Source organism: Shewanella mesophila (genome assembly GCF_019457515.1).
In the GTDB taxonomy this organism is placed as follows: Bacteria; Pseudomonadota; Gammaproteobacteria; order Enterobacterales; family Shewanellaceae; genus Shewanella; species Shewanella mesophila.
Genome location: NZ_CP080421.1, coordinates 540,264 through 562,398, shown reverse-complemented (window position 1 = coordinate 562,398; position 22,135 = coordinate 540,264). Strand labels below are relative to the sequence as shown.

General features: G+C 44.9%; 22 protein-coding genes. 14 read left to right on the top strand and 8 right to left on the bottom strand.

Annotation, left to right across the window (positions count from 1 at the left end):
- Positions 1 to 83: 83 nt before the first annotated feature.
- Positions 84 to 2,000: a TonB-dependent receptor plug domain-containing protein gene (locus tag K0I73_RS02500; RefSeq protein ID WP_220062980.1), complete on the top strand. Its 1,917-nt coding sequence runs from the start codon at positions 84 to 86 to the stop codon at positions 1,998 to 2,000.
- Positions 2,001 to 2,129: 129 nt separating this feature from the next.
- On the opposite strand, the gene K0I73_RS02495 is transcribed toward K0I73_RS02500, so the two are convergent.
- The 3 genes from K0I73_RS02495 to K0I73_RS02485 all read right to left on the bottom strand — a co-directional run bounded on the left by K0I73_RS02495 (position 2,130) and on the right by K0I73_RS02485 (position 4,084).
- Positions 2,130 to 3,182 carry an MJ1255/VC2487 family glycosyltransferase gene (locus K0I73_RS02495; RefSeq protein WP_220062979.1) on the bottom strand — a complete coding sequence of 351 codons (1,053 nt, stop codon included), beginning with the start codon at positions 3,180 to 3,182 and terminating at the stop codon, positions 2,130 to 2,132.
- A gap of 18 nt (positions 3,183 to 3,200) precedes the next feature.
- The gene (locus K0I73_RS02490; RefSeq protein ID WP_220062978.1) at positions 3,201 to 3,734 is read right to left on the bottom strand and encodes a phosphatase PAP2 family protein; all 534 of its coding nucleotides are present in this window, start codon (positions 3,732 to 3,734) and stop codon (positions 3,201 to 3,203) included.
- A 95-nt stretch (positions 3,735 to 3,829) separates the two neighbouring features.
- A complete protein-coding gene (locus tag K0I73_RS02485; RefSeq protein ID WP_220062977.1) occupies positions 3,830 to 4,084 on the bottom strand; it encodes a popeye domain-containing protein in 255 nt (84 codons plus the stop codon).
- Positions 4,085 to 4,419: 335 nt separating this feature from the next.
- On the opposite strand from K0I73_RS02485, the gene rraA reads away from it, so the two are divergent.
- Positions 4,420 to 4,905 (top strand): ribonuclease E activity regulator RraA, encoded by a 486-nt coding sequence (gene rraA / locus K0I73_RS02480; protein ID WP_220062976.1) that lies wholly within the window; start codon positions 4,420 to 4,422, stop codon positions 4,903 to 4,905.
- 164 nt (positions 4,906 to 5,069) lie between these two features.
- Here rraA and K0I73_RS02475 read toward each other — a convergent pair whose 3' ends face one another.
- The gene (locus K0I73_RS02475) at positions 5,070 to 6,533 is read right to left on the bottom strand and encodes a serine hydrolase domain-containing protein (RefSeq protein WP_220062975.1); all 1,464 of its coding nucleotides are present in this window, start codon (positions 6,531 to 6,533) and stop codon (positions 5,070 to 5,072) included.
- Between the two features lie 812 nt (positions 6,534 to 7,345).
- On the opposite strand from K0I73_RS02475, the gene K0I73_RS02470 reads away from it, so the two are divergent.
- The gene (locus K0I73_RS02470) at positions 7,346 to 8,500 is read left to right on the top strand and encodes an IS110 family RNA-guided transposase (RefSeq protein WP_220061777.1); all 1,155 of its coding nucleotides are present in this window, start codon (positions 7,346 to 7,348) and stop codon (positions 8,498 to 8,500) included.
- Between the two features lie 14 nt (positions 8,501 to 8,514).
- Here the strand turns inward: K0I73_RS02470 and K0I73_RS02465 are convergent, their stop codons facing one another.
- The 3 genes from K0I73_RS02465 to K0I73_RS02455 all read right to left on the bottom strand — a co-directional run bounded on the left by K0I73_RS02465 (position 8,515) and on the right by K0I73_RS02455 (position 10,266).
- The gene (locus K0I73_RS02465) at positions 8,515 to 8,673 is read right to left on the bottom strand and encodes a hypothetical protein (protein ID WP_220061778.1); all 159 of its coding nucleotides are present in this window, start codon (positions 8,671 to 8,673) and stop codon (positions 8,515 to 8,517) included.
- Between the two features lie 176 nt (positions 8,674 to 8,849).
- Positions 8,850 to 9,698: an Abi-alpha family protein gene (locus K0I73_RS02460; protein WP_220062974.1), complete on the bottom strand. Its 849-nt coding sequence runs from the start codon at positions 9,696 to 9,698 to the stop codon at positions 8,850 to 8,852.
- A 97-nt stretch (positions 9,699 to 9,795) separates the two neighbouring features.
- Positions 9,796 to 10,266: a hypothetical protein gene (locus K0I73_RS02455; RefSeq protein ID WP_220062973.1), complete on the bottom strand. Its 471-nt coding sequence runs from the start codon at positions 10,264 to 10,266 to the stop codon at positions 9,796 to 9,798.
- A 542-nt stretch (positions 10,267 to 10,808) separates the two neighbouring features.
- On the opposite strand from K0I73_RS02455, the gene K0I73_RS02450 reads away from it, so the two are divergent.
- The 11 genes from K0I73_RS02450 to hemB all read left to right on the top strand — a co-directional run bounded on the left by K0I73_RS02450 (position 10,809) and on the right by hemB (position 20,977).
- Entirely contained in the window at positions 10,809 to 11,852 is a 1,044-nt protein-coding gene (locus K0I73_RS02450) for a formimidoylglutamase (protein ID WP_220062972.1), read from the top strand.
- Between the two features lie 204 nt (positions 11,853 to 12,056).
- On the top strand, positions 12,057 to 12,812 hold the full coding sequence (gene ubiE, locus K0I73_RS02445) for a bifunctional demethylmenaquinone methyltransferase/2-methoxy-6-polyprenyl-1,4-benzoquinol methylase UbiE (protein WP_220062971.1): 756 nt from the start codon (positions 12,057 to 12,059) through the stop codon (positions 12,810 to 12,812).
- Positions 12,813 to 12,848: 36 nt separating this feature from the next.
- Entirely contained in the window at positions 12,849 to 13,472 is a 624-nt protein-coding gene (locus K0I73_RS02440) for a ubiquinone biosynthesis accessory factor UbiJ (RefSeq protein ID WP_220062970.1), read from the top strand.
- On the top strand, positions 13,469 to 15,118 hold the full coding sequence (ubiB, locus tag K0I73_RS02435; protein WP_220062969.1) for a ubiquinone biosynthesis regulatory protein kinase UbiB: 1,650 nt from the start codon (positions 13,469 to 13,471) through the stop codon (positions 15,116 to 15,118). Before K0I73_RS02440 ends, ubiB begins: the two co-directional genes overlap by 4 nt.
- A gap of 71 nt (positions 15,119 to 15,189) precedes the next feature.
- On the top strand, positions 15,190 to 15,420 hold the full coding sequence (tatA, locus tag K0I73_RS02430; RefSeq protein WP_220062968.1) for a Sec-independent protein translocase subunit TatA: 231 nt from the start codon (positions 15,190 to 15,192) through the stop codon (positions 15,418 to 15,420).
- Between the two features lie 6 nt (positions 15,421 to 15,426).
- Complete coding sequence (gene tatB / locus K0I73_RS02425) at positions 15,427 to 15,822, top strand: Sec-independent protein translocase protein TatB (protein ID WP_220062967.1); 396 nt, start codon at positions 15,427 to 15,429, stop codon at positions 15,820 to 15,822.
- Between the two features lie 3 nt (positions 15,823 to 15,825).
- Positions 15,826 to 16,587, top strand: a complete 762-nt coding sequence (tatC, locus tag K0I73_RS02420) for a twin-arginine translocase subunit TatC (RefSeq protein ID WP_220062966.1) — start codon at positions 15,826 to 15,828, stop codon at positions 16,585 to 16,587.
- Positions 16,588 to 16,681: 94 nt separating this feature from the next.
- The gene (locus K0I73_RS02415; RefSeq protein ID WP_220062965.1) at positions 16,682 to 17,200 is read left to right on the top strand and encodes a hypothetical protein; all 519 of its coding nucleotides are present in this window, start codon (positions 16,682 to 16,684) and stop codon (positions 17,198 to 17,200) included.
- The gene (locus tag K0I73_RS02410; RefSeq protein WP_220062964.1) at positions 17,200 to 18,009 is read left to right on the top strand and encodes a TatD family hydrolase; all 810 of its coding nucleotides are present in this window, start codon (positions 17,200 to 17,202) and stop codon (positions 18,007 to 18,009) included. The genes K0I73_RS02415 and K0I73_RS02410 overlap by 1 nt, the downstream gene beginning before the upstream one ends.
- Positions 17,996 to 19,867 carry a sensor domain-containing diguanylate cyclase gene (locus K0I73_RS02405; protein ID WP_220062963.1) on the top strand — a complete coding sequence of 624 codons (1,872 nt, stop codon included), beginning with the start codon at positions 17,996 to 17,998 and terminating at the stop codon, positions 19,865 to 19,867. Before K0I73_RS02410 ends, K0I73_RS02405 begins: the two co-directional genes overlap by 14 nt.
- Before the next feature lie 93 nt (positions 19,868 to 19,960).
- Complete coding sequence (hemB, locus tag K0I73_RS02400) at positions 19,961 to 20,977, top strand: porphobilinogen synthase (protein ID WP_220062962.1); 1,017 nt, start codon at positions 19,961 to 19,963, stop codon at positions 20,975 to 20,977.
- A gap of 67 nt (positions 20,978 to 21,044) precedes the next feature.
- Here hemB and K0I73_RS02395 read toward each other — a convergent pair whose 3' ends face one another.
- A complete protein-coding gene (locus K0I73_RS02395; protein ID WP_220062961.1) occupies positions 21,045 to 22,127 on the bottom strand; it encodes a hypothetical protein in 1,083 nt (360 codons plus the stop codon).
- Positions 22,128 to 22,135 lie beyond the last annotated feature (8 nt).

Here is a 22,135-nt window from a genome sequence, read left to right as displayed (position 1 = left end):
AAATTATCCCGAGCCAAACCTATAATACGCACCGTTAACCTTACGCCACAAAAATATAACCGCTTATCCAAAAGGAATGACAAATGTATTTGAAAACATGGGGATTAGCTTTAACGTTATTAGCTGTAAACAATGGCGCTTTCGCTGATGATATCGAAAAGATCACCGTTCACGGTGTGCAGTATCAAGATGATGGCACCTACCAAAATACCAACCTGGGCAGCGATGTCACCATTATTAGCAGTGAGATGATCCAAGCTGCTGGGGCTGTCGATATCAACAAGATCCTCAGCCAATTTGTACCAGGTCTATTCGCTAACGGTCGAGCCGGACGCCATACCGATACCGACTATTCATTGCAGGGCAGCCGCCCTCAAGACATCCTCTGGTTACTTGACGGTAACAGACTGAACAATCGGCTTTATGGTTCGACCTATACCGACAGCATCAACCCCATGATGATTGAACGCATTGAGGTGATTAAAGGAGCCCAAAGCGTGATCCATGGCTCGGAAGCCATCGCGGGGATCATCAATATTATCACCAAGGGTTACCAGCATGATGATCGTGGAGAAGTGAGCTTAGTGGCTGATACGCTGCCCAGTTATGATCTATCTGCTTTCGTCAGCAGTGAAATCAATGATCTCCAAATTAGCTTAGCCGCCAGTTCAAGCCAGTCAGAAGGCTACGCCCTTTGGCCCGATGAGGAATACTCACCAACCGCGGCGCTAGACAAAGAGCGCGGTTATCGCATGAATAACCTCAATGCAAAGGTAAAATGGTCTATCAGCGATGCCCAGCAGTTGACTGTATTTGCGCAGTATAATGACGGTTTACTCGAACGTCCCTTAGCCTACAATGCGATATTGAGCGAAAATGATCGCAAACAGACACTCGCCTATGCCGATTGGCAATTCCAAGTATCGGATCAATTGCTATTACAAACCAAATTAAGCTACCAACACTGGGATTCTCACTATAGCGAAATCACTAAAGATGCTGATGGAAAGGTCGAGGTACCCTACTGGGATCAATATTGGGGTTTTAAAGATTACGGCGCAATCGTCTCCGCCAACTATCACACTCAAGCTGGTAGCCAGTGGATTATCGGCGGCCAGTATGAACAATTTGAAGGCGCTGACGAGGTGATGCTCTTCTCTACTCCAACTGACCGTACCTATGCACTATTTAGCCAATACCAACCTAAGCTAAGCAGCCTGCCCGACACTCAATTATCACTGGGAGCGCGATTCAATAAACTGGTCAACGATGAATCTATCTGGGTTGGCAGTATCGCCTTAACTCACGACATTACGCCGCAACTACAACTGAAAGCCAACCTTGGTAATGGTTATCGCCAGCCAACCGCTTCCGAACTCTATCAGCAACTAGGCACCTTAGGTAATCCTGATTTAGTCGCTGAGACCAGTGAAAGCATTAACATTGGACTTAATTATCAAGGTGATATCTCATTAACAGTCGATAGTTTCTGGCGTAATATCGATAACCTGATTGAGTCGCGATCGCTCAGCCAAACTGAGTTTATCTATAGTAACCTTAATGGCCGTGTCGAAAGCTATGGGGTAGATATTCACTTAGTCAAAGCCCTTGCAGAAAAGTGGCTAATGGAACTCAGTGGCGGTTATGCCCATGCGGAGCGCAAAGATAATGGCCAGCAAATTGAGCGAGTCCCCAAATACACAGGTTTTGCCAAGCTAAACTACGAGATGAATGAAGATGTGACACTCTGGGTGAGTGGTCAATATGTCGGGGAATTCGTCGATTATGGCCTCACAGCCGGCGACTATCGACTTGCCAATATTGGTCTACAAACTTGGCTGTCACAACAACAAAATCAGCAGTTAATACTCACCATTGATAACCTATTTGATAGTGAAGTCCCCCAAAGTATATTTAAACACGGCCACCGAGCAGAGTACCCCATCGAAACACTGGGCGCACCGCGCACGCTACAGCTGCAATATAAATACTTTTTCTAGATAACTATTCATGTAAATGTGAGGACTGGTAAGCGTAATATTTTCAGTCCTCTATTTGACAACGAGCAGCCAGATCATTGACTAAAATTGCTATCAACCGGAACCATAAGTCGCTATAACTATTACACACTAAGGGCTTTTCTTGCGCCAACTTTCAGGAAGCTCAACTTGTTGCCATAAGGTCTGACAGAGATCACCGCCAGTATGCCATTGCCCTTGCTTTAACCAAGTCACCAAGGCATCACCAACTTGCGGATAAGCTATCGGCTCTGGACGCGGCGACTTAAGCCAGCGTTTTACCACTTGGGGATCTAGGCTCATCATACTTTCTCCGGCGCCAAGCAGTTGCAATGCTGCCACATTGGACAACTGCTCAAACTGACCATGCAGTGGCTTAACCAATAACTTTTTCCCAAGGGTCAACGCCTCACTAGCCAGTTCAAAGCCTGCACTGGCAATAACGCCACCACACTGGGCCAGCTTGGCTTTAAACCCATCTCGGCTAAAGCCTGACCAATGGACATTCCTAGGGCAATTTAATGGTGCTGTCCCAGCATGAAACACATAAAATTGATACTCTTCAAATGAGCTAAGCAGCTGGCAGATAGCACTTGGTGATTCAAAAGGAAGATACACTAAAATGTCATGGGAGTTATACGCCACATTCGCATCTACCTCGACAAAAGGCGGCAAGATAGGAAAGCCAAAGTGATGCCAATGGCATCCTAACGCATGATCCACTGGGGCAAAATAGTTAAGCAAGACCTGATCAAACCAGCGGTTACCCACCTTAGGCACATCATATTGCAATGCCGCCTGATGACTCACGCCAATAGAGGGCACGCCTTGGGATTTCGCCGCCCACGCCGATACTGGCTCAAAATCATTCAACACCAGATCATAGCCAGTTAAATCTAAATTACGCACATCTTTAACTAGCTCTAGCAACGAGTTTTGCCATGCGGTTTTAGCGATGCTGACACTCCCCTCACGTGTCGCAAAGGTCAGTCCAGCCTGCGCCCGATATTGACCAAAACATTGCATATCAAAGTAGTGATTGGCATCTCGACCGGAAAAAAAGAAATCGACATCGATATCTTGGGCCTTGAGCGCCTTCGCCATCACTCGCGCCCGACTCAGGTGACCATTTCCCGTCCCCTGAACACCGTAAAGTATTTTCATATTGACTGTCTCTTGGGCTTATTGGCCAAACATAGGCTGAGTCAAATAACAGCTGCTTACACCTAGCAAGGCACCAGCCCCAATATCTAACGGATAATGCACGCCTAACAGGATACGTGACAGGCCGATAAGCATGGCCCAACCGAAAACCAACCAGGCAAGGCTCGGAAAAACCCAAGCCAAGGTAGTTGCCATAACAAAAGCGGCGGCGGTATGGCCCGAAGGAAGACTGAATTTGTCTGACGGTTTAAAGTCTAATTGAGCAGTGGGTCCATCTGCTGCCCAATTTTGATAGCAAGGTCGAGTGCGGCGGATACTGTTCTTTAAAACAAGATATAAAGGAAGCTCAATGATAAATGCCGCCAATGCGCTATTAAAAAGCTGTTCGCCCTGCTGATTAACCAGCAAGAGTCCGACACAAAGATAGAGATAGACGGGACCATCCCCTGATGCGGAGACAATTTTAGCTTTAGAGCGGAGGTGATACTTGTTGCCAAAACCGTTGATCACAGCAAATACTTGGCGGTCAAGCTTAGCAATGGGTTCAAACATAAAAGGCTCCGAATCAACACTCGATGATTCAGGAGCCTAAAAAATTGCTATGACGTCTGAGTGACATCTAGCCTAAATATTTATGACATTGGTCGTTAGACTTCTGCTGTCGCACCTTGTTGAGACTTAGTGCGGAATATTTTTACTAAGTGGTAAATATTGATACAGGCAACAAAAGCATTCATGCCTGCAACTGGCCATGCAGAGATGTAAATCCCATAAATCACGAACAGTGTACACCCAGTAAAATTAAGACATCTCAGCCAAACAATGTCTTTCATCATCAAGGATATTGCAACCATTACTGACGCAGAATATCCAATAAGTTCAATCGTGTTTGAAGCTTCCATAAGGCACCTTCTTGAGGCCCTCTGCCGTCCATGAGCTAACTGGGGGGTCCGTGCCCCTAAAGCAAGTTAAAGTTAAGTTAATCAATGACTGCCCCATGCTACCAAATTTGGCCTCTTGATGTAATTTAAATACGTAATTTAATGACCGACGTCATATTTACGATCCAATCTTTTTACAAAAGACGAAAGATTACAACAAATTACGTAATAGCGGTTTTTATCACCAATAGCGTGATTGATAACGCTTTTCTTTTTAAGAATCCCTTATATACTGGCTGATATTAATATGTTGCTGATTTATTCAAGCAAAATGCCTTTCTACAGGAGTATGACTTATGGAATACAACACCTCAGAACTTTGTGACACTTACATTGATGTCGTTGATGTTGTTGAACCTATGTTCAGTAATTACGGTGGTTGTAGCTCTTTTGGTGGTTCAATTAGCACCATTAAATGCTTCGAGGACAACGGCCTAATCATTGAAGCTCTTCAACAAGATGGTGAAGGTAAAGTGTTATTGATCGACGGTGGTGGTTCACTTCGTCGCGCACTACTGGATGCATCTATCGCTCAAATTGGTGTCGATAACAAATGGGAAGGTATTATTGTTTACGGTTCGGTGAGAGATGTTGATGCACTGGAAGATCTCGACATAGGTATTCAGGCCCTGGCCTCCATTCCCGTCGGTGCAGACGGCCATGGCGTAGGCGAACTGGAGATCCCAGTGAATTTCGGTGGCGTAACCTTCTTACCAGCCGATCATGTTTACGCTGACAACACAGGTATCATCCTGTCACCCGAGCCTCTAGACATAGATTAAGCTGGCGCCGAAATCGGCTAAATGGTTTAGGCTTAACAATTTAGGCTTGGCTGTTTAGGCTAGATGAGTTAGCCCTAGCCTGAAAGCAAAAAGGACGACCAAGAGTCGTCCTTTTTTGTGGCCTATCGATAGCGCCCCTTCTCTCTGCAATGACCTTTGCTAGGTTATTGTTTCAACCGGGTTAGCTGCTTAAGGGCATGTTGATTGTTCGGCAAAAACTCGAGTACTTTTTCGTAATTAGCTATCGCTTCTGGCTTATTGCCAAGCGCAACATAGGTTTCAGCTAGGCTATCATAGGCATTGGCATTGTCGGGAAACAGATGAACATTGAGCTTAAATATCTCTAATGCCTTTGCTAGGTCATTTTTAGCCACATAGCGATAGCCCAAAAGGTTAACTTCTTGCACATCAAACTGTGCACTCGCTTTCATTTTATCCGCTAACGCAATGGCTTGGTTAAAACCCTGTGTTTTCATTCCCTGGAAAAGTGTGAATAAGTCTTTTGACAATCCCCAACCATTTTCAGCTTTCATCTCAGGGTAATAAAAGCCAGCAATTTCATCGATGAAGAATATCGGTAAGCTACCTAACTTATTGGTTAATATAATGATGGTTAAGTTATCTTCAGGATAAATCACCATTGACGTCGCATCGCCACCACTGGCACTCACTGCCGGATGCTGTTCTCGTCCAATCGTTTGCCAGCCAAGGGCATAGCCATTTTCTAAATGACTAAAGCCTGCTGTCTTACCATTATTTAAACGAGTAGGTGTCCACAGCTCGTTAAGGTGCTCCTTATCGAGCAGTTTTTGTTGTTGCAGCGCTATCGCGTAATGAGCAAGCTCGGTCGCGGTTGCGCTCATACCCGCCGCGGTTCTAAAGAAGGGATCATAAGTAATTTGTACCGTCTGAAACTTTCCCTGATTGCCAGCAAAATAGGGACGAGCCTGATTGGGAACTATGGATTCAGTATGGGCAAAACCTGCCGCCAAGGTGATAGGCATATCTAGTTTAGCTAACTGATTTTGCTGAATATAGTTGGCAAACGGTTGGCCCGATAACTTATCAATAATTTTACCCAACAAGATGTAACCTGTTTGATTGTATTCGAAACGGGTATTGGTTTCAGAACGCATAGGTAAGGTAAGTACTTCCTGCCACGCAGGTTCGGGTTGACCATTGGCAATTAAATCAACCCAATGACCATTTAATATTTTGGGTAGACCAGAGGTATGGCTTAGCACCTGGCGGATAGTCAGTGGTTGCCACGCTTTCGGCAAATCATCTAAGTGCTTCGAAAGCGGATCGTTGACCGATAACTTGTTCTCAGCGGCAAGTTGCATAATAGCAACGCCGGCAAAGGCTTTCGTCATCGAATAAATGGGAAAAGGGGTATGATTTTTTACTGTGACTTGATCTTGCAAGTTTGACAGTCCATAACTGGCTTTTTTTATCAGCTTATTGTCTTTGACGATTGCCAGCTGTAATCCGGGAATATTGGCTGTGCGCATTTTCTCCAGCAGAAAATCGTCTATTTCATCGGCTTTTACCTGTGAGAGTCCGCCGATCAGTAATAGTGCGCTTAATGAGACAAGATGTAAGCGGAGACGAATGTTTTTCCTAAACATCAGAACAGGATTTCCTTAATTGTAATCGTTGAGATAAAACACCCTTTATAGCGCTTGATAAGTAGCAAAAGTATAAGGTGCAAGATATGACACTCGAAGTGAGTTATCTAAATTAGCTTCGAGTGATAGTGCGCATAGTCTACCGATATTTACATTATTGACAAATACTTAGGCGTTAGCCTGTCGCCAATGCCGTTAGACATAGATCAAGCTGACGCCGAAATCGGCCGAGTGCTTCAGGCTGAGTAATTCAGGCTTGGCTGTTTAGGCTAGAAGTTAGCCCTAGCCTGAAAGCAAAAAGGACGACCAAGAGTCGTCCTTTTTTGTGGCCTATCGATGGCCACCCTTCTCTCACCGCAATAGGTATTGTCTGTTGCGGGTGGCGCATGGCAATAGCTATTTAAGCATCAACCCTAGTTGAAGTTTAAAAGGGTCCTTTAAACCATAACTTCATGGTGTACTTATCACCTGCGGTGGGCTTATGTGCAGGTACTGCTGAGGCACGCCGCAAGTACATTCCCTGTAGGCTCTACCTCGGCTTCCCTGCCTCGGAAGGCCTCAGCCGCACCTGCACCCGAGTAATCCGTCTCTTCGATTTGACCTTACAGGGCATTCAACAAGAGGCAAAAGCTATGTTGTTTTTGGACAAAAGTGCGCTAACGCAAACACTCTAAAGGTAGACTGAAGGATTAAGAAAAGTGTTAGTAGACATAATGACTCCCCACAAAGATGCTGATCTCCAATCAATCGTGGGTTAGCTGAAAGCCAGAGCCATACTAGTTTTGTTCATAAACTAAAAATTGGAGATCAGCATGAAACAACATAGCACACTTTTTATTGGCCTTGATACGCATAAAGAATTCGTTGAAGTTGCTTATATTGAAGAACAACGTGGAGCGCAAGCCGTTCATTACGGTAGAGTTTCTAGTGCGAAGGCCTCAATCACCAAACTCGCTCAACAATTCCAATCAAAATATCCTAACGCTATATTGCATTTCGTCTACGAAGCTGGACCTTGTGGCTATTGGGTTTATCGCTTACTCACAAGCCTTGGTCATTGTTGCTATGTAATAGCTCCTTCTCTAGTTCCTAAAAAGCCTGGGGAGAAGGTCAAAACGGATAAGCGAGATGCGCTTAAATTAGCAAAGTTACTTAAATCTGAAGACTTAACCCCAATATATGTACCAGAGCCAGAAGATGAAGCTATCCGTGACTTATCACGTGCGCGAGAAACGGCAATGAAAGATTTAAAAGATGCCAAATATCAGCTCAAAGCGCTGCTATTACGAAATAATATCAACTATAAAGGCACCGCTAACTGGTCACTACAACATTTACGCTGGTTAACAGAACTCATCTTGCCCCATCCTAGTCAACAGATTGTCTTACAAGAATATTTACAAACCATTACCGAACGCCTATCAAGGCTTAAGCGGCTCGATAATGAATTGGAACATCATGTAAAGAATTGGCGCTATTATCCTGTTGTGAAAGCAATCCAAGCTCTTAGAGGTGTAAGGCTGTTAGTGGCTACCGGAGTGATTGCTGAACTAGGAGATCTCACCCGGTTTGATCACCCTAGAAAACTGATGAGCTATCTGGGGTTAGTACCTTCAGAACATTCAAGCGGCGGGAAACGGCATATTGGAGCCATCACAAAATGCGGTAATAGCCGTGCTCGCCGATTATTAGTAGAAGGTGCTCATACTTACCGTTACTCAGCTAACATCTCAACGGATTTACAAAAACGACAAGAAGGCTTACCAAAGCAGATTATTGATATCGCATGGCAAGCGCAATTAAGGTTATGCAGACGCTATCAACGATTAATGTATAAAGGTAAACACTACAATGTCGTCGTGACGGCTATTGCACGAGAGATGATTGCTTATATTTGGGCTATTGCAAGAGAAGTGGTGTTAGTACAAGTTGACCCTAAATTACGGATAGCGAGAGTTCCTGCATGAGTAACGATTTTGAGTTAATGCGGTTGATTAGGCATCGGGTGTGGCACAACCACCGACGGCGTTAGGATGGCAATACGGCTAATCCTGTATTGAACCACGAACATAGACTGACGACAGGTGCCACGACGGATCAAGTAAGGTAGGCGCTGCTTATTGAAAAATGAGTAATCCACGGACCCAGCATGACAACCGACGAAAGTACTTGCCTCATCGTCTGCATTAACTCAATCCCATAGGGGGTAAACTAAAATTGGCTTAAAAATTTAGGCCTATATTGTTACGTTCTGCTTGACGTGGGGAGTCATACCAACGCCCACAACAGCAGCTAATTAAAGCCGATAGGCTTTTATTAGTCCTGTTGCTTGTGCTTGTGCTTGTGCTTGTTAGATCTATAGCCAAGTTCATCGCGCCAATGTTTCCTTGTGACAACATATGCCTCTAATGGATATAACTTATAGCCCGTACATCGCATATAAAGGTCTAAGCCTAATGATGAAGGCTCAAATCGGATATATTTTTCATCGTTTAAGTAAGTTGTTACTTCCCAGCTATTAATTAGGCCTCTTTTGACTAAAGAATGTAACTGAGGTTTAACAAAGCCAAATGCTAACATGTGATGTTTTACATCACTTATAATCATTTCATGAGAGTGATTTTGCACAATGTAGTCGAGAGGTTTTGGAGATGAGTTTAGGATATCAATAACTGATATATCTATAGGATTTATAGAGACAAATTCAGTTCCACTGTTTTCACGATTAAAAATCAAGTCAGCTATTCGATCATCGCTATATATTATTTCTAGTAACCTAGCTTCATATGACGACATCCCTTTTAGGTGCTCAGTATAAATCACTGAATCATCACTGCTGCTTCCAGATGCGATTTCACCTGATACTAGACCCGCCCATAGATTTTGGACAGTATCATCCTCTTCCCATGAAGCATCTTCGATGAGCACTTTTAGTAATTTGGGTGATGTATTGCCAGCGCTTTCGGGCAACTGGCCTAGTCGCTTTTGGATTTTTTCCTGAATAGATAGAAGGTTCTTGGATCTATAGTATTTAACTTGATCCCTGACGAGCTCGCCTAATTCTTCTGCTGCAGGCATGCAGATAGCGCCAAAAAAATTGGCTACACCATTAATTGTGGTATCCAATGATTTGTCTATTGCTTTGTCTATAGGGTCTTTACTCACAGTAGTCCTTTTTCATGAAGAAATTTAACGCCCAAAGCAGCGGCGCGCGTTAGCGCGTCCAGCCCGCAGGGCGATGCTGCCTTTGCTTGTTATGTTTTTAATAGTATTGGGTATAGTCTGCTTCTATGTCAGCCAGCTTTGCCAATTGATCTAAGATTGATTTACCTGTAACCAATAAGTCTTGTGTTCGTGCTGGATTATCCCACCCCTCTGCACCGTGTTTACTTCCGTGAAAGAGGTTGTTTCTGATAGTTTTAAGCAAGCGAACAACTCTACCGAGTTCAGAGTTACAATCGGCTAAACCTACTTCTCGCCACTGAAGGTCTGAATGTTCCCCAACCTTTTGTCTTTTTGGGTTAAGTTCAATTAGTTTATTGGTTTCCGATGTATGTGCGAACGTCTCTGCGTACTTTTCTACGAACGCATCCCACCCCGGCTCTGCATTTTCTCCAATGCCATTGCGTTTTAAGAAACGATTTTCTTTAAGTGCAAACTCAAATCGTGAGAACCAATAAAAGAAATCAAACGCACACTCCTTTAAAGGGTCTTTAATATCTTCTTTACGCACGATCTCTCCAGAAAACATAACATTTTATTAGTGCACATGCGCGTTTACCTCGTTGGGCCAGTGAAAACGCGCACCGTTAACTATCTGTATAAAATGAACTTATCAGCATTTTGCTGAATACACCATCTGGAAAAATGCGCAATGGGGCAAAAATAATTTTGCTTCGATTAACCTAGCCACACCAAATGAAGCTAAATCGAAGAGATGAAATACACCGGTGTAGATGCATCTGCGGACGTCGATGGCATGGATGCCATCGTCGAGCCTCCACGGATGGATTCACGGCGTGTAGCAGATGTATCTGCACATAAGCTCACCGCAGGTGATAGGTTGCCATGAAGGTGCGACCTTCAAACCCCCATCCAACACCTATGCCACCAAGGGCTAACATTCAAATACCATCACCAGTTTCTCAAGCTGAATCCCCCAAAATCTAATCCAAAAAACTGAAATTTGTGCAGCCCACAAAAAAATCAAACTTTTCTAAATTTTATCCATTAAAATTACCCCCACCTTTGCATCAACAACTAAAAACAGAACCTATGCATACCCTTATTCCTTTTACTGCCGATACCTGTCGGCAGTTGGTCGCCAAGCGCGAAGGCGAGACCAAGATAGGCCAGACCCTGCACTGTTATGAGGGCAAGGCGCCGCTCGGCGAGCATCTGGCAAAGGCCAAGGCCGACGGGGTGCGCTTCGTCATCTTAGGCATAGGCGAAGATATCGGCCCCCGAGCTAACCTTGGTCGCGGCGGCGCAGTCGATGCTTTCGAAGCCGTGATGGCGCAGTTTTGCAACTTCCAATCCAATCAGTTTCTCGACGGTAGCCTTTGCCTCGTGCTCGGCCAGATAGCCACCCAAGATCTGCAACTGCCAGCCGATGCAACCACCCAGACACTTAGAGATAATGTCGAAAAGTTAGATCAGCGAGTCATTGACATTGTGACCGCGATTATCGCAGCGGAATTAGAGCCGATAGTCATTGGCGGCGGACATAACAATGCCTATGGTTTATTGATGGCAACCAAAGCCGCCACTAAACGACCAGTTGCTGCGGTAAATCTAGATCCCCATTCTGACTTTAGACCAAGAGAAGGACGCCACAGCGGTAACGGTTTTAGTTATGCCGCCGCCAGTGGTGCGCTCGCCCACTACCATGTGCTGGGGATGCATGAACTAAAAAATAGCCAACAGACCTTAGAGCAATTAGCGGCCTTTGGCGGTAAATGGCACACCTTTCAGTCGATATGGGTACGTCAGGAGTTGACGCTAAAACAAGCCATTAGCGACATTGTCATCGACCTGAACGCCAGCGGGCTCCCGGTGGCAATTGAACTCGATCTCGACGCTATCATCAATATGCCCAGTAGCGCATCGACAAGTGCAGGAATTCCACTGATTGATGCCCTCTTTTATGTCAATCAAGTGGCACGTAACACCAACGCCTGTTACCTGCATTTAGCCGAAGGCGCGCCGAGTTGCCACCCTGCTGGCATCGAAGCTGGACGCCGTGAAACCGGGCAGAGTATCAGTGAATTGATCTATTCCTATATCCAAGGACGTACTGCTCAACATCCCTTGGGCTAATTGGCCTCAGGGAATTTGGCTTATTACTAATATTGTGATGTAATGCTGCGTCAATTTTCTCGAAACTCTGCGCTATGACGCATTTTTTTAAAATGTGAGCGTGGATTATTAACATCGATCACAGAGTGGTCGAGGAATGATTCAGCAATTTGAGTCAATCACTTACACTCGCCATATCAGCAGCAACGCACAGGAACACTAGAGATGTCAGAGGGCACACCAAACAGTACGCATTTCGGTTATAAGACGGTAGAAGCAGAGAAAAAAGCGGACCTAGTCGCCGACGTTTTTCACTCAGTCGCAGCCAAGTACGACATCATGAATGATGTCATGTCTTTTGGTATCCATCGCCTGTGGAAACGTTTAACGATCGAGAGTGCCGGCGCACGCCCTGGCATGAAAGTGTTAGACCTTGCGGGCGGCACAGGTGATTTAACGGCAAAGTTTTCGCACATTGTGGGTAACACAGGCCAAGTTACACTCGCCGATATCAACGAATCTATGCTCAAGGTCGGTCGTGAGAAGTTACGCAATCGCGGTGTGGTAGGTAACGTCAATTATGTTCAGGCGAACGCCGAAGCATTACCATTCCCTGATAACCATTTCGATATCATCACTATCGCTTTTGGCCTGCGTAACGTAACCGACAAAGATGCCGCTATCCGCTCTATGCTACGAGTATTGAAACCCGGTGGAAAACTGCTGGTACTCGAGTTCTCAAAACCACAGCATGAGATCATGCGTAAGGTTTACGATCTCTACAGCTTTAAAATTTTACCTAAGATGGGTGACATCATCACTAAAGATGCGGGTAGCTATGAATACCTAGCCGAATCTATTCGTATGCACCCAGATCAAGAAACCCTTAAAGGTATGATGGTAGAAGCCGGTTTTGAACAAGTTGAATACACTAATATGACCGATGGTGTCGTGGCGCTACATAAAGGTTATAAATTCTAGCAACTGCTCTACAGGCCTCACACAATTAGGTTTAGCATGAAACGTGAAATTGCATTGCTGATCAGTGCGGGGCTTGAAACCGCACTACAACAAGCCGTAAAACAGTCACCCGAAGCGTATGCCAAACAGCATACGCTTCACGGGAAAGTCTTATGTATTCAACTGACCCAGCTCAATTCGCCGATTTATCTTTTATTTGCCAAAGAGATCCAAGTCTTTGGTCAATACGATGGCACGGTCACCACCAAGGTCGATGCCGACCTAACCACCCTCTATCGCCTGAGTGAAGGTGCCAACCTCACCGAGTTAATTAAGCAAGATAAGCTTAAACTCGATGGCGACCTCAACCTGCTACAAAGCTTTAGCCATTTTATGCAGCAGATAGAGTTTGATTTTGCCGAGCCGCTATCGCGCTATATCGGTGATGCGCCGACCCATATACTGCTCCAAGGCGCAAAGCAGCTAAAACAAGAACTCACCACCGTCTTTCGTAAGAGCCGTGATCATATAGGTCAACTCACTGTCGAAGAATACCGTTTGAGCCCGCATAAAATCGAATTTATTCATTTTGGTGATAGAATCGAGCAACTCAAACAAGACACCGACGCCTTAAGCCAAAGGATTGATCGACTTATTAGTGGGGCAAACAGGACCAAATGACACTCAAAAGCATTCGACGCGCATACCAAGTCATTAAAATTGCACTTAATTATGGTCTTGATGACCTTATCCCATCAAAGTTAAAACCTTTGTATTTTCGACTCCTGCGCTGGAGCTTTTTCTGGTTAACCAACAAACATAAAGATAAAGTCGGTGGCGAACGTTTAAAGCTGGCGATGCAAGAGCTAGGTCCTGTCTACATTAAGTTCGGCCAAATGCTGTCGACCCGTCGAGATCTGCTTAGCGATGAGTGGGCCGAAGAGCTAGCGATGCTGCAAGATAGGGTGCCACCGTTTGATTCTGCCATTGCCAAGGCTCAGATAGAAACAGAACTAGGCTGCCCTATCGACACTTATTTCGATGATTTTGACGAAACGCCACTGGCCTCTGCGTCGATATCTCAGGTGCATACGGCAAAGCTGAAATCTAACGGTGCTGAAGTGGTGCTCAAGGTTCTAAGACCCAATGTCGAAGACAAGGTACATGCCGATCTTCAGTTAATGACTCAGAGTGCGCAATTCCTTGAGATCTTGTTAGGCCAAGGCAATCGATTACGCCCAGCAGAAGTGGTAGAAGATTATCGCACCACCATCGAAGGTGAACTCAATTTAAAACTCGAAGCCCTTAATGCGATAAAGCTGCGTAACAACTTTATCGATTCAAACGCCCTGTATATCCCTTTCATGTATGAAGAGTTCTGCTTTACGCGCTTGATCGTCATGGAGCGCATCTATGGTATTCCCGTTTCAGATAAGGCCGCACTAGAAGCCCAAGGGACCAATTTAAAGCTACTGGCTGAACGTGGCGTCGAGCTATTTTTCACCCAAGTGTTCCGTGATAATTTTTTCCATGCCGATATGCACCCCGGCAATATTTTTATCAGTACAGAACACCCCAATGACCCCTTCTATATCGGTCTCGATTGCGGCATTATGGGCACGCTTACCGAGCAAGATAAACGTTATCTAGCAGAGAACTTCCTGGCCTTTTTCAATCGAGATTACACCCGTATTGCTCAGCTCTATATCGAGTCGGGCTGGGTGTCGGCTGATACCGATATCGTCGCATTTGAACAGGCGATCAAAGTCGTTTGCGAGCCCATGTTCAATAAGCCGCTGGACGAGATCTCTTTTGGCCATGTACTGTTAGAACTGTTTAGAACCGCAAGACGCTTCGATATGGTGGTACAGCCGCAACTGGTGCTGCTTGAAAAAACCTTACTCTATATCGAAGGCTTAGGCCGCCAACTCTATCCCCAGCTCGACCTATGGAAAACCGCTAAACCTTTCCTTGAAGATTGGATGGCAGAGCAGATAGGGCCTATCGGTATGGCTAAAAAGATCAAAAAGCAGTTTCCCTATTGGGCCGACAAACTGCCTGAGCTTCCAGAGCTAGTTTACGACAATCTTAAGATGGGTAAAAACTTCATCAACAGCCAGAATCAGCTGCTCGATCGTTACTTAAAACAGCAACAAAAAACCCATAAAAGTAATTACCTTTTAATCACATCCGCCGTTTTAGTGATCTGTGGCACTATTTTGTTCGCACAAGACGCTACACTATGGGCCTCTTACGGGTCTATCAGCATCGGTGCCATACTCTGGTTACTGGGATGGCGATCTAGGCCAAAGAATCGCAAGTTTTAGCTAGCACTAAATAACCAAAGGTTCATAATAGAACCAGTATTAACTAAGAGTTAAATAAAGAGGATCGTTTCATGGGTGGCATTAGTATTTGGCAACTTCTTATCATTGCTTTGATTGTCGTTTTGCTTTTCGGAACAAAGAAACTACGTTCACTTGGCGGCGACTTAGGTGGCGCAGTGAAAGGCTTTAAGAGCGCCATGTCTTCTGAAGAAGAAAAGAAAGCGCTTGAAGACAACACAGCAGAAAAAACCGCTCAGACTGACGAAAAGAAGACTGAGTCCAAGGATAAAGAACAGGCGTAACTCCTTATGTTCGACGGTATCGGCTTTATGGAACTACTGTTGATCGGCGTTTTGGGGCTAGTAGTTCTTGGCCCCGAAAGACTCCCGGTTGCAGTGCGTTCAATTTCAGGCTGGATCCGCGCCATGAAACGCATGGCCAACTCAGTAAAAGATGAACTAGAGCAGGAGCTTAAAATTGAGCAACTGCATTCAGACCTGAAAAAGGCTGAGAGCCAAGGGCTTAAAAATCTTTCTCCTGAGTTACAGGATTCAATCGATCAATTAAAAGAAGCAGCCCAATCTGTTAATCGTCCTTACAAGGTTGAAGATATTGCCAGTACTGAAAGTACCAGCGAAACATCGACACCTAAAGAGACCAATACAGCTAAGGCGAGCAATTCAACCGAAAAATCTGACGGGTAATCCATGTCGCAACAGCAACCGTTAATTAGCCACTTGCTTGAGTTACGTAATAAGTTACTTAAAGCCATTGGTAGTGTGCTTTTTGTGTTTATTTGCCTTGTCTATTGGGCAAACGATATCTATCACTATATGGCAACGCCCTTAATGGATGCATTGCCAGAAACCAGTAGCATGATCGCAACGGATGTTGCGGCGCCCTTCTTTGCTCCATTTAAATTAACATTAGTGTTGGCCTTCTTTATCGCTATTCCCTATGTGTTATTTCAAATCTGGTCTTTTATCGCACCAGGCTTATATAAACATGAGAAGCGCTTAATGTTGCCACTGCTAACCAGCAGTACACTCTTGTTCTATTTAGGTGTCGCATTTACTTATTACATTGTTTTCCCTGTTGTTTTTGGTTTTTTTACCAGCGTAGCGCCAGAAGGTGTTCAAGTAGCTACCGATATCAGTAGTTACCTTAGCTTTGTACTAAAGCTATTTTTTGCCTTTGGTTTAGCATTCGAAATCCCTATTGCGGTGATATTGCTCTGCTGGGCAGGGGTCACAACACCAGAAGAGCTCAAGAGCAAACGCCCCTATATAGTGGTTGGAGCATTTGTCATCGGTATGCTGCTCACACCACCAGACATCATTTCACAGACCATGTTAGCGGTACCTATGTTGATATTATTTGAAGGGGGATTGATTGCTGCTCGTTTCTACAGTAAAAAGGACTCTGAAGAAGACGATGAGCAGACCGAACAGGATCAACCTGGCCAATAAGGCATGCTAATAAATCAAATGACAGCTACCCATGAAGGGTAGCTGTTCTTATTAGCCATTCACTTGGCGCTCACAATAATAAAAGGAACTCTTTATGCGCTTAAGTTATTTCAAAGGCCTACGTTGGATAGCGATACCAACTTTATTCATCTCTCTGCATGCTTTCGCAGGCATAGAACAACAACTCGCTAATTGCGCCGCAATAGGCGATAAGCTCGATAGGCTGATTTGTTACGATAATCTCGCTGCAAACGCCTCAAATCACAATGCCAATCGACCTATTCAAGCTCCGGTGTCAAAACCCGTTCCTGCACCACAAGCTCCGGTAGTCGCTACCGCAGCCATTACTGCAGAAGAAAGCTTTGGTAAAATGCCTAAAGAAGCTCCTGCACAGGTCACCAAGCTTGATATGAAGGTAACTTCAGTCTCTAAAGATGCCTATGGCGCACTCAAAATTGGTTTTGAAAATGGCCAAGTTTGGAAACAAAAAGATAATCGCCGTTTCAAGCTAAAAGCAGGTGATACCGTTTATATCGAAAAAGGCGCGTTAGGTTCGTTTATGCTAGGTAAAGAAGGTATCAACACGACAATACGGGTTAAACGTCTCGATTAATGCCAAGTTACATAGACATCGCTGTTAACTTAGTTGGCAGCGCTCTAGAAAAAGATCTCGATAACGTTATCCAGCGAGCGGCGGCCCAGAGGGTTTCGCCGCTTATTGTTATTGGTAGTAGCTTGGACGAAAGTCGCCAAGCCATACACTGCTGCCAGCAATACCCCAAATCTTTATATACGACCGCAGGGGTTCATCCACATCATGCCAGCGAGTGGCAAGCATCGAGTGTTGAACGCCTAACCCATTTTGCCCAACAACCCAATGTTGTCGCCATAGGCGAATGCGGCTTAGATTACAATCGTGATTTTTCCCCTAGGCCAATGCAACGCATAGCATTTGCTGAGCAGCTGGCTCTCGCAGCCCGACTGAATATGCCGGTTTTAATGCACGAGCGCGACGCACACGACGATTTTGTCGAGATATTGCAAGAATACCGACCTCATCTAAAAGGTGCATTACTGCATTGCTTTACAGGCAACCGACAAAGCTTAGAGCGTTATATCGAACTCGATCTTCACCTTGGTATCACGGGTTGGGTTTGCGATGAGCGACGCGGTGCCGAACTGGCCTCATTAGTTGGTGATATTCCGGCTAACCGCATTATGATTGAAACAGATAGCCCCTACTTGCTGCCGCGCAGCATGCGACCAAAACCCAAGTCGAGTAAAAATGAGCCGCAATATTTACCTTATATCAGTCAATATCTTGCGTCATTGCGAGGCCAGTCGGCTAACGAGTTTGCGGCGCAAGCTTATAATAATAGTTGTGAGTTTTTCGGTTTAAAGGCGGCTTATGAACCGATTTAGCGCACTGATTTTGCTGATATTCCTCTGGGGGCTCTCAAGTTTTGCTCATGGCGAGTCCTTGCTGGCTGTCAATGATGAGCAATCGATAAACCTGTCGTCTTGGCTGTACTATGTGCAAGACAGCGAGCTTAAACAAATTGACGATGTCATTAACCTCAACTCCAGCCGCTGGTCACGGATTGAGTCGAAATTTAACCAAAGATTAGCCGTCGATCCATTTTGGATAAAAATTAGTTTATATAATGCAACCGAACATAAGATACGTCGCTATTTATCGTTAGCCAATCCCCATATAGACAAGATTAGCCTTTATCATCTTCAACATGGTCAAGCGCCAATACACATAGAGATGGGCGACAGCTATCCCTTTTCTCAGCGCCCTATTGCCCATAATAACTTTCTATATAAGTTCGATTTAACACCCCAAGTCTTACATACCTTCTACGTTCGGATAGAAACCAAGGGGAGTGCCAGCCTGCCTTTAAGCCTGCTATCACCCGAGCAATTAGTAAAAGACACCGAAAACGAATCACTATATAAAGGCTTTCAATTAGGTGCGCTGGTAGCGATAGGGTTGTTCAGCCTGTTTATTGCATTAACCACGCACTCTTACAGTTATAGCTATTACTCTGGCTATGTACTGAGTGCCACACTACTAGTTGCAACTTTGCAAGGGCTCTCATTTAGATACATTTGGCCAAACTATCCCTTAGTCCAGCCAATTCTTATACCAGTATTAATCCCTATAGCATTGACGTTTGTTTTAATGTTCTCTGAAAAAGTATTACAGCTTAAATACCATAATTTACGTATGTTGAGGATATGTCGTTATAGTGCGGCAACGGTTTTTGGTCTTACCCTAGTAACGCCATTTATTAGCTATTCTGTTGCCCTAAAGATTAATATCCTAGCAGTCCTGATTACCACATCACTACTCATGGCTATTGCCCTAATACTCAGTTTACGTGGGCACAAACTAGCAAGACTCTACACCTTAGCCTGGTCTGGTATGTTAATCGGTGCCTTCATTACATCAATGATGTACTTAGGAATGCTACAGCTACCTATCATGCACCAAACTCCTATCATGATTGGCTTGAGCTTTGAGATCATCTTTATGGCTGCCGTATTGGCCATTCGCTACAACGATGAACGTAAAGCTAAGTTAAAAATACAGCAAGAAGCGCTCAGACAATCACAACGCCTCCGTCAAAGCAAAGAAGATGCATTGAAAATTGAGGCCAACGCTAATGAACTACTCGAACAGATGGTACAGGAACGCACATTAGAACTTGAGATCGCACTTCGAGAATTAAATGAAGTTAACCAGAAACTTACTGAACAAAATACTGTCGATAGTCTCACTGGCGTAAAAAATCGGGCGGCATTCGATAAACGCCTGCTTGCTGAGGGCCGACTGAGTCGACGCCAGCAAACACCACTAGCGGTATTGATGATCGACATTGATAGATTTAAAGCAATCAATGATACCTACGGCCATTTAGCGGGTGACCACGCATTAAAGTTAATTGCGCAAGCATTAAAGCAGAATTTAAGGCGCCCAAGTGATCTAGTATCACGTTTCGGGGGGGAAGAGTTTGCTATGATATTGCCAAATACCTCGCAGGAAGGTGCTCTCAACGTGGCTGAGCAAATGCGTGAGACGGTTTTCCAACTGCCACTAAGCTGGGAGCAAAATGCAATACCGCTCACTATCAGTGTGGGCCTCTACGCCGAAGTAATTACCGACGATCAAGATATCAACTTATTGGTCGAGCGAGCAGATAAAGCACTATATCGTGCCAAGAATGGCGGGCGTAATCGCGTTTGCGCATATACGCCCGAACTCGAAAAATAGACAACATAAAACTTAAACAACTGCACTATGGCAACCTCGCCAATCCAAAGGTGTGAGCTGTTAAAGTCAGCAACCCTAAATTAGGAGTCGAATGTGAACATTATTACCAGTGCTTTTCCTCAGCGCAGAATGCGCCGCATGCGTAAACATGATTTTAGCCGCCGTTTAATGGCCGAGAATCAACTTTCGGTTAATGACTTAATCTATCCAATGTTTGTCCTCGAAGGAAATAATCGCACTGAACAAGTTGCCTCTATGCCAGGTGTAGAGCGTTACTCAATCGACTTGTTACTAAAAGAAGCCGAAGAGTTGGTTAAATTAGGTATCCCACTGATCGCATTATTTCCTGTCACGCCGGCAGAGAAAAAGTCATTGATGGCGGAAGAAGCCTATAACGCCGATGCTTTAGCGCAACGCGCGGTACGAGCATTAAAAGAGGCATTCCCAGAGCTAGGGGTAATGACTGACGTAGCGCTAGATCCATTCACGACTCATGGCCAAGATGGCATCATCGATGAAGAGGGTTACATTCTCAACGACATCACCACCGAGATCTTAGTTAAGCAAGCGCTTTCCCATGCCGAAGCCGGTGCTGATATTGTTGCTCCGTCAGATATGATGGATGGCCGTATCGGTGCGATCCGTAAAGCGTTAGAAGAAGCAGGTCACGTTAACACTCAGATTATGGCCTACTCGGCTAAATACTCATCAAACTATTACGGTCCATTCCGCGATGCGGTAGGCTCAGCGGGTAATCTAAAGGGGGGCAATAAACACAGCTACCAAATGGATCCAGCTAACAGTGATGAAGCACTTCACGAAGTAGCTCTCGACATCCAAGAAGGCGCAGACATGGTCATGGTAAAACCTGGTATGCCATACCTTGATATCGTTACTCGTGTTAAACGTGAGCTAGCAGTGCCTACTTTCGCTTATCAAGTAAGTGGTGAATACGCCATGCATATGGCAGCCATTGAGAATGGCTGGTTAGCAGAAAAAGCCATTGTGATGGAATCACTACTTTGCTTTAAGCGAGCTGGTGCCGATGGTATTTTAACTTACTTTGCTAAACGCGCAGCTCAGTGGTTAAAAGAGAACGACAACAGCTAAGCAGTTAACTCTGTAGCAAGAGAAGCCAGTGATATTGTCACTGGCTTTTTATTGGCTGTTCAACAAACTAACTCGCCTCTTGTAACTGCAGCTCTCCATTTAAATTCGCAGCCTCAATAATAGACTTAAATTGCTGCGGCTCATCGAGCACTAAGTCGACCCTATTCACCCACTCTGTTAACTGCCCCATTGCGCCCATATAGACTTGAGGAGAGGTAAACATAATTCGAGTATTACTCACTCCTCTACCGAAACTTAGATCTTGCTTGTCTCGCTGTGCACTGCCATCGAGTAATTCCACACCTGCAATACGATTGGGTTCGACAACTAACATTCCCCAAATACCATGATTTAACACCAGCTTGTCATCGATGAGATAACAACTATAGTGCCGCGCAATTCGGTGGTTTGCACAGAGTAGCACCGCACCATAGGCGATAAACCCAGCGGAAAATAGTGCCACTAATTCACTCCAATCGACTAAGACGAAATAACTGCCTATCGCAAAAGCCATCAACGCCATGATCAGCGACAGCAGATGCCAACGGCTCGAAGATAAGGAGGTAATATGTGCAATTGCGCCGACATGATGCCGAGAAAAATAACGAATGGCGTAATACCAACTGGCAGGCTCGGTCGCCAACATATATCCCAAGGTGAGCTTCTTATCATCCTGAACTTGGGGTCTATCTGAGCTGTCTGTTGCAAACTGTGGTTGCGAAGGATTGGCGCCATATTGATTTATCGCTGTGAGCCGCGGATCGCCTTTGGCCGATCTCGCTTGCCACAGCCCCCTCGCAATACTCACGATTAGATACAGTTCAATCGCGAGTAATACGGCAATAATCGGAAAGCGCAGCCAGGCGATAAACTCAAAGTAGCTCGCAATCTCCGCCGGAAAACTAAGACGTGCCATCAGGCTGCTGAGACTAAAAATGATAAGTAGCTTCCATAACTTTTGACCAGATACTTTGATGATGGCTATCCAATAGCCGAGTGGTAAAACAAGGAAGTAGATAACAGAAAATACACTTAGCCGAATCAGTGCACTAGGTTCATCTAAACTCGCGGGAAGATAAGTAAAGCCAAGACTGTAAGCCACAACGGCGGATAACAGAAACAACAAACGATATTTAACACTTCGCCTCATAGAAGGCT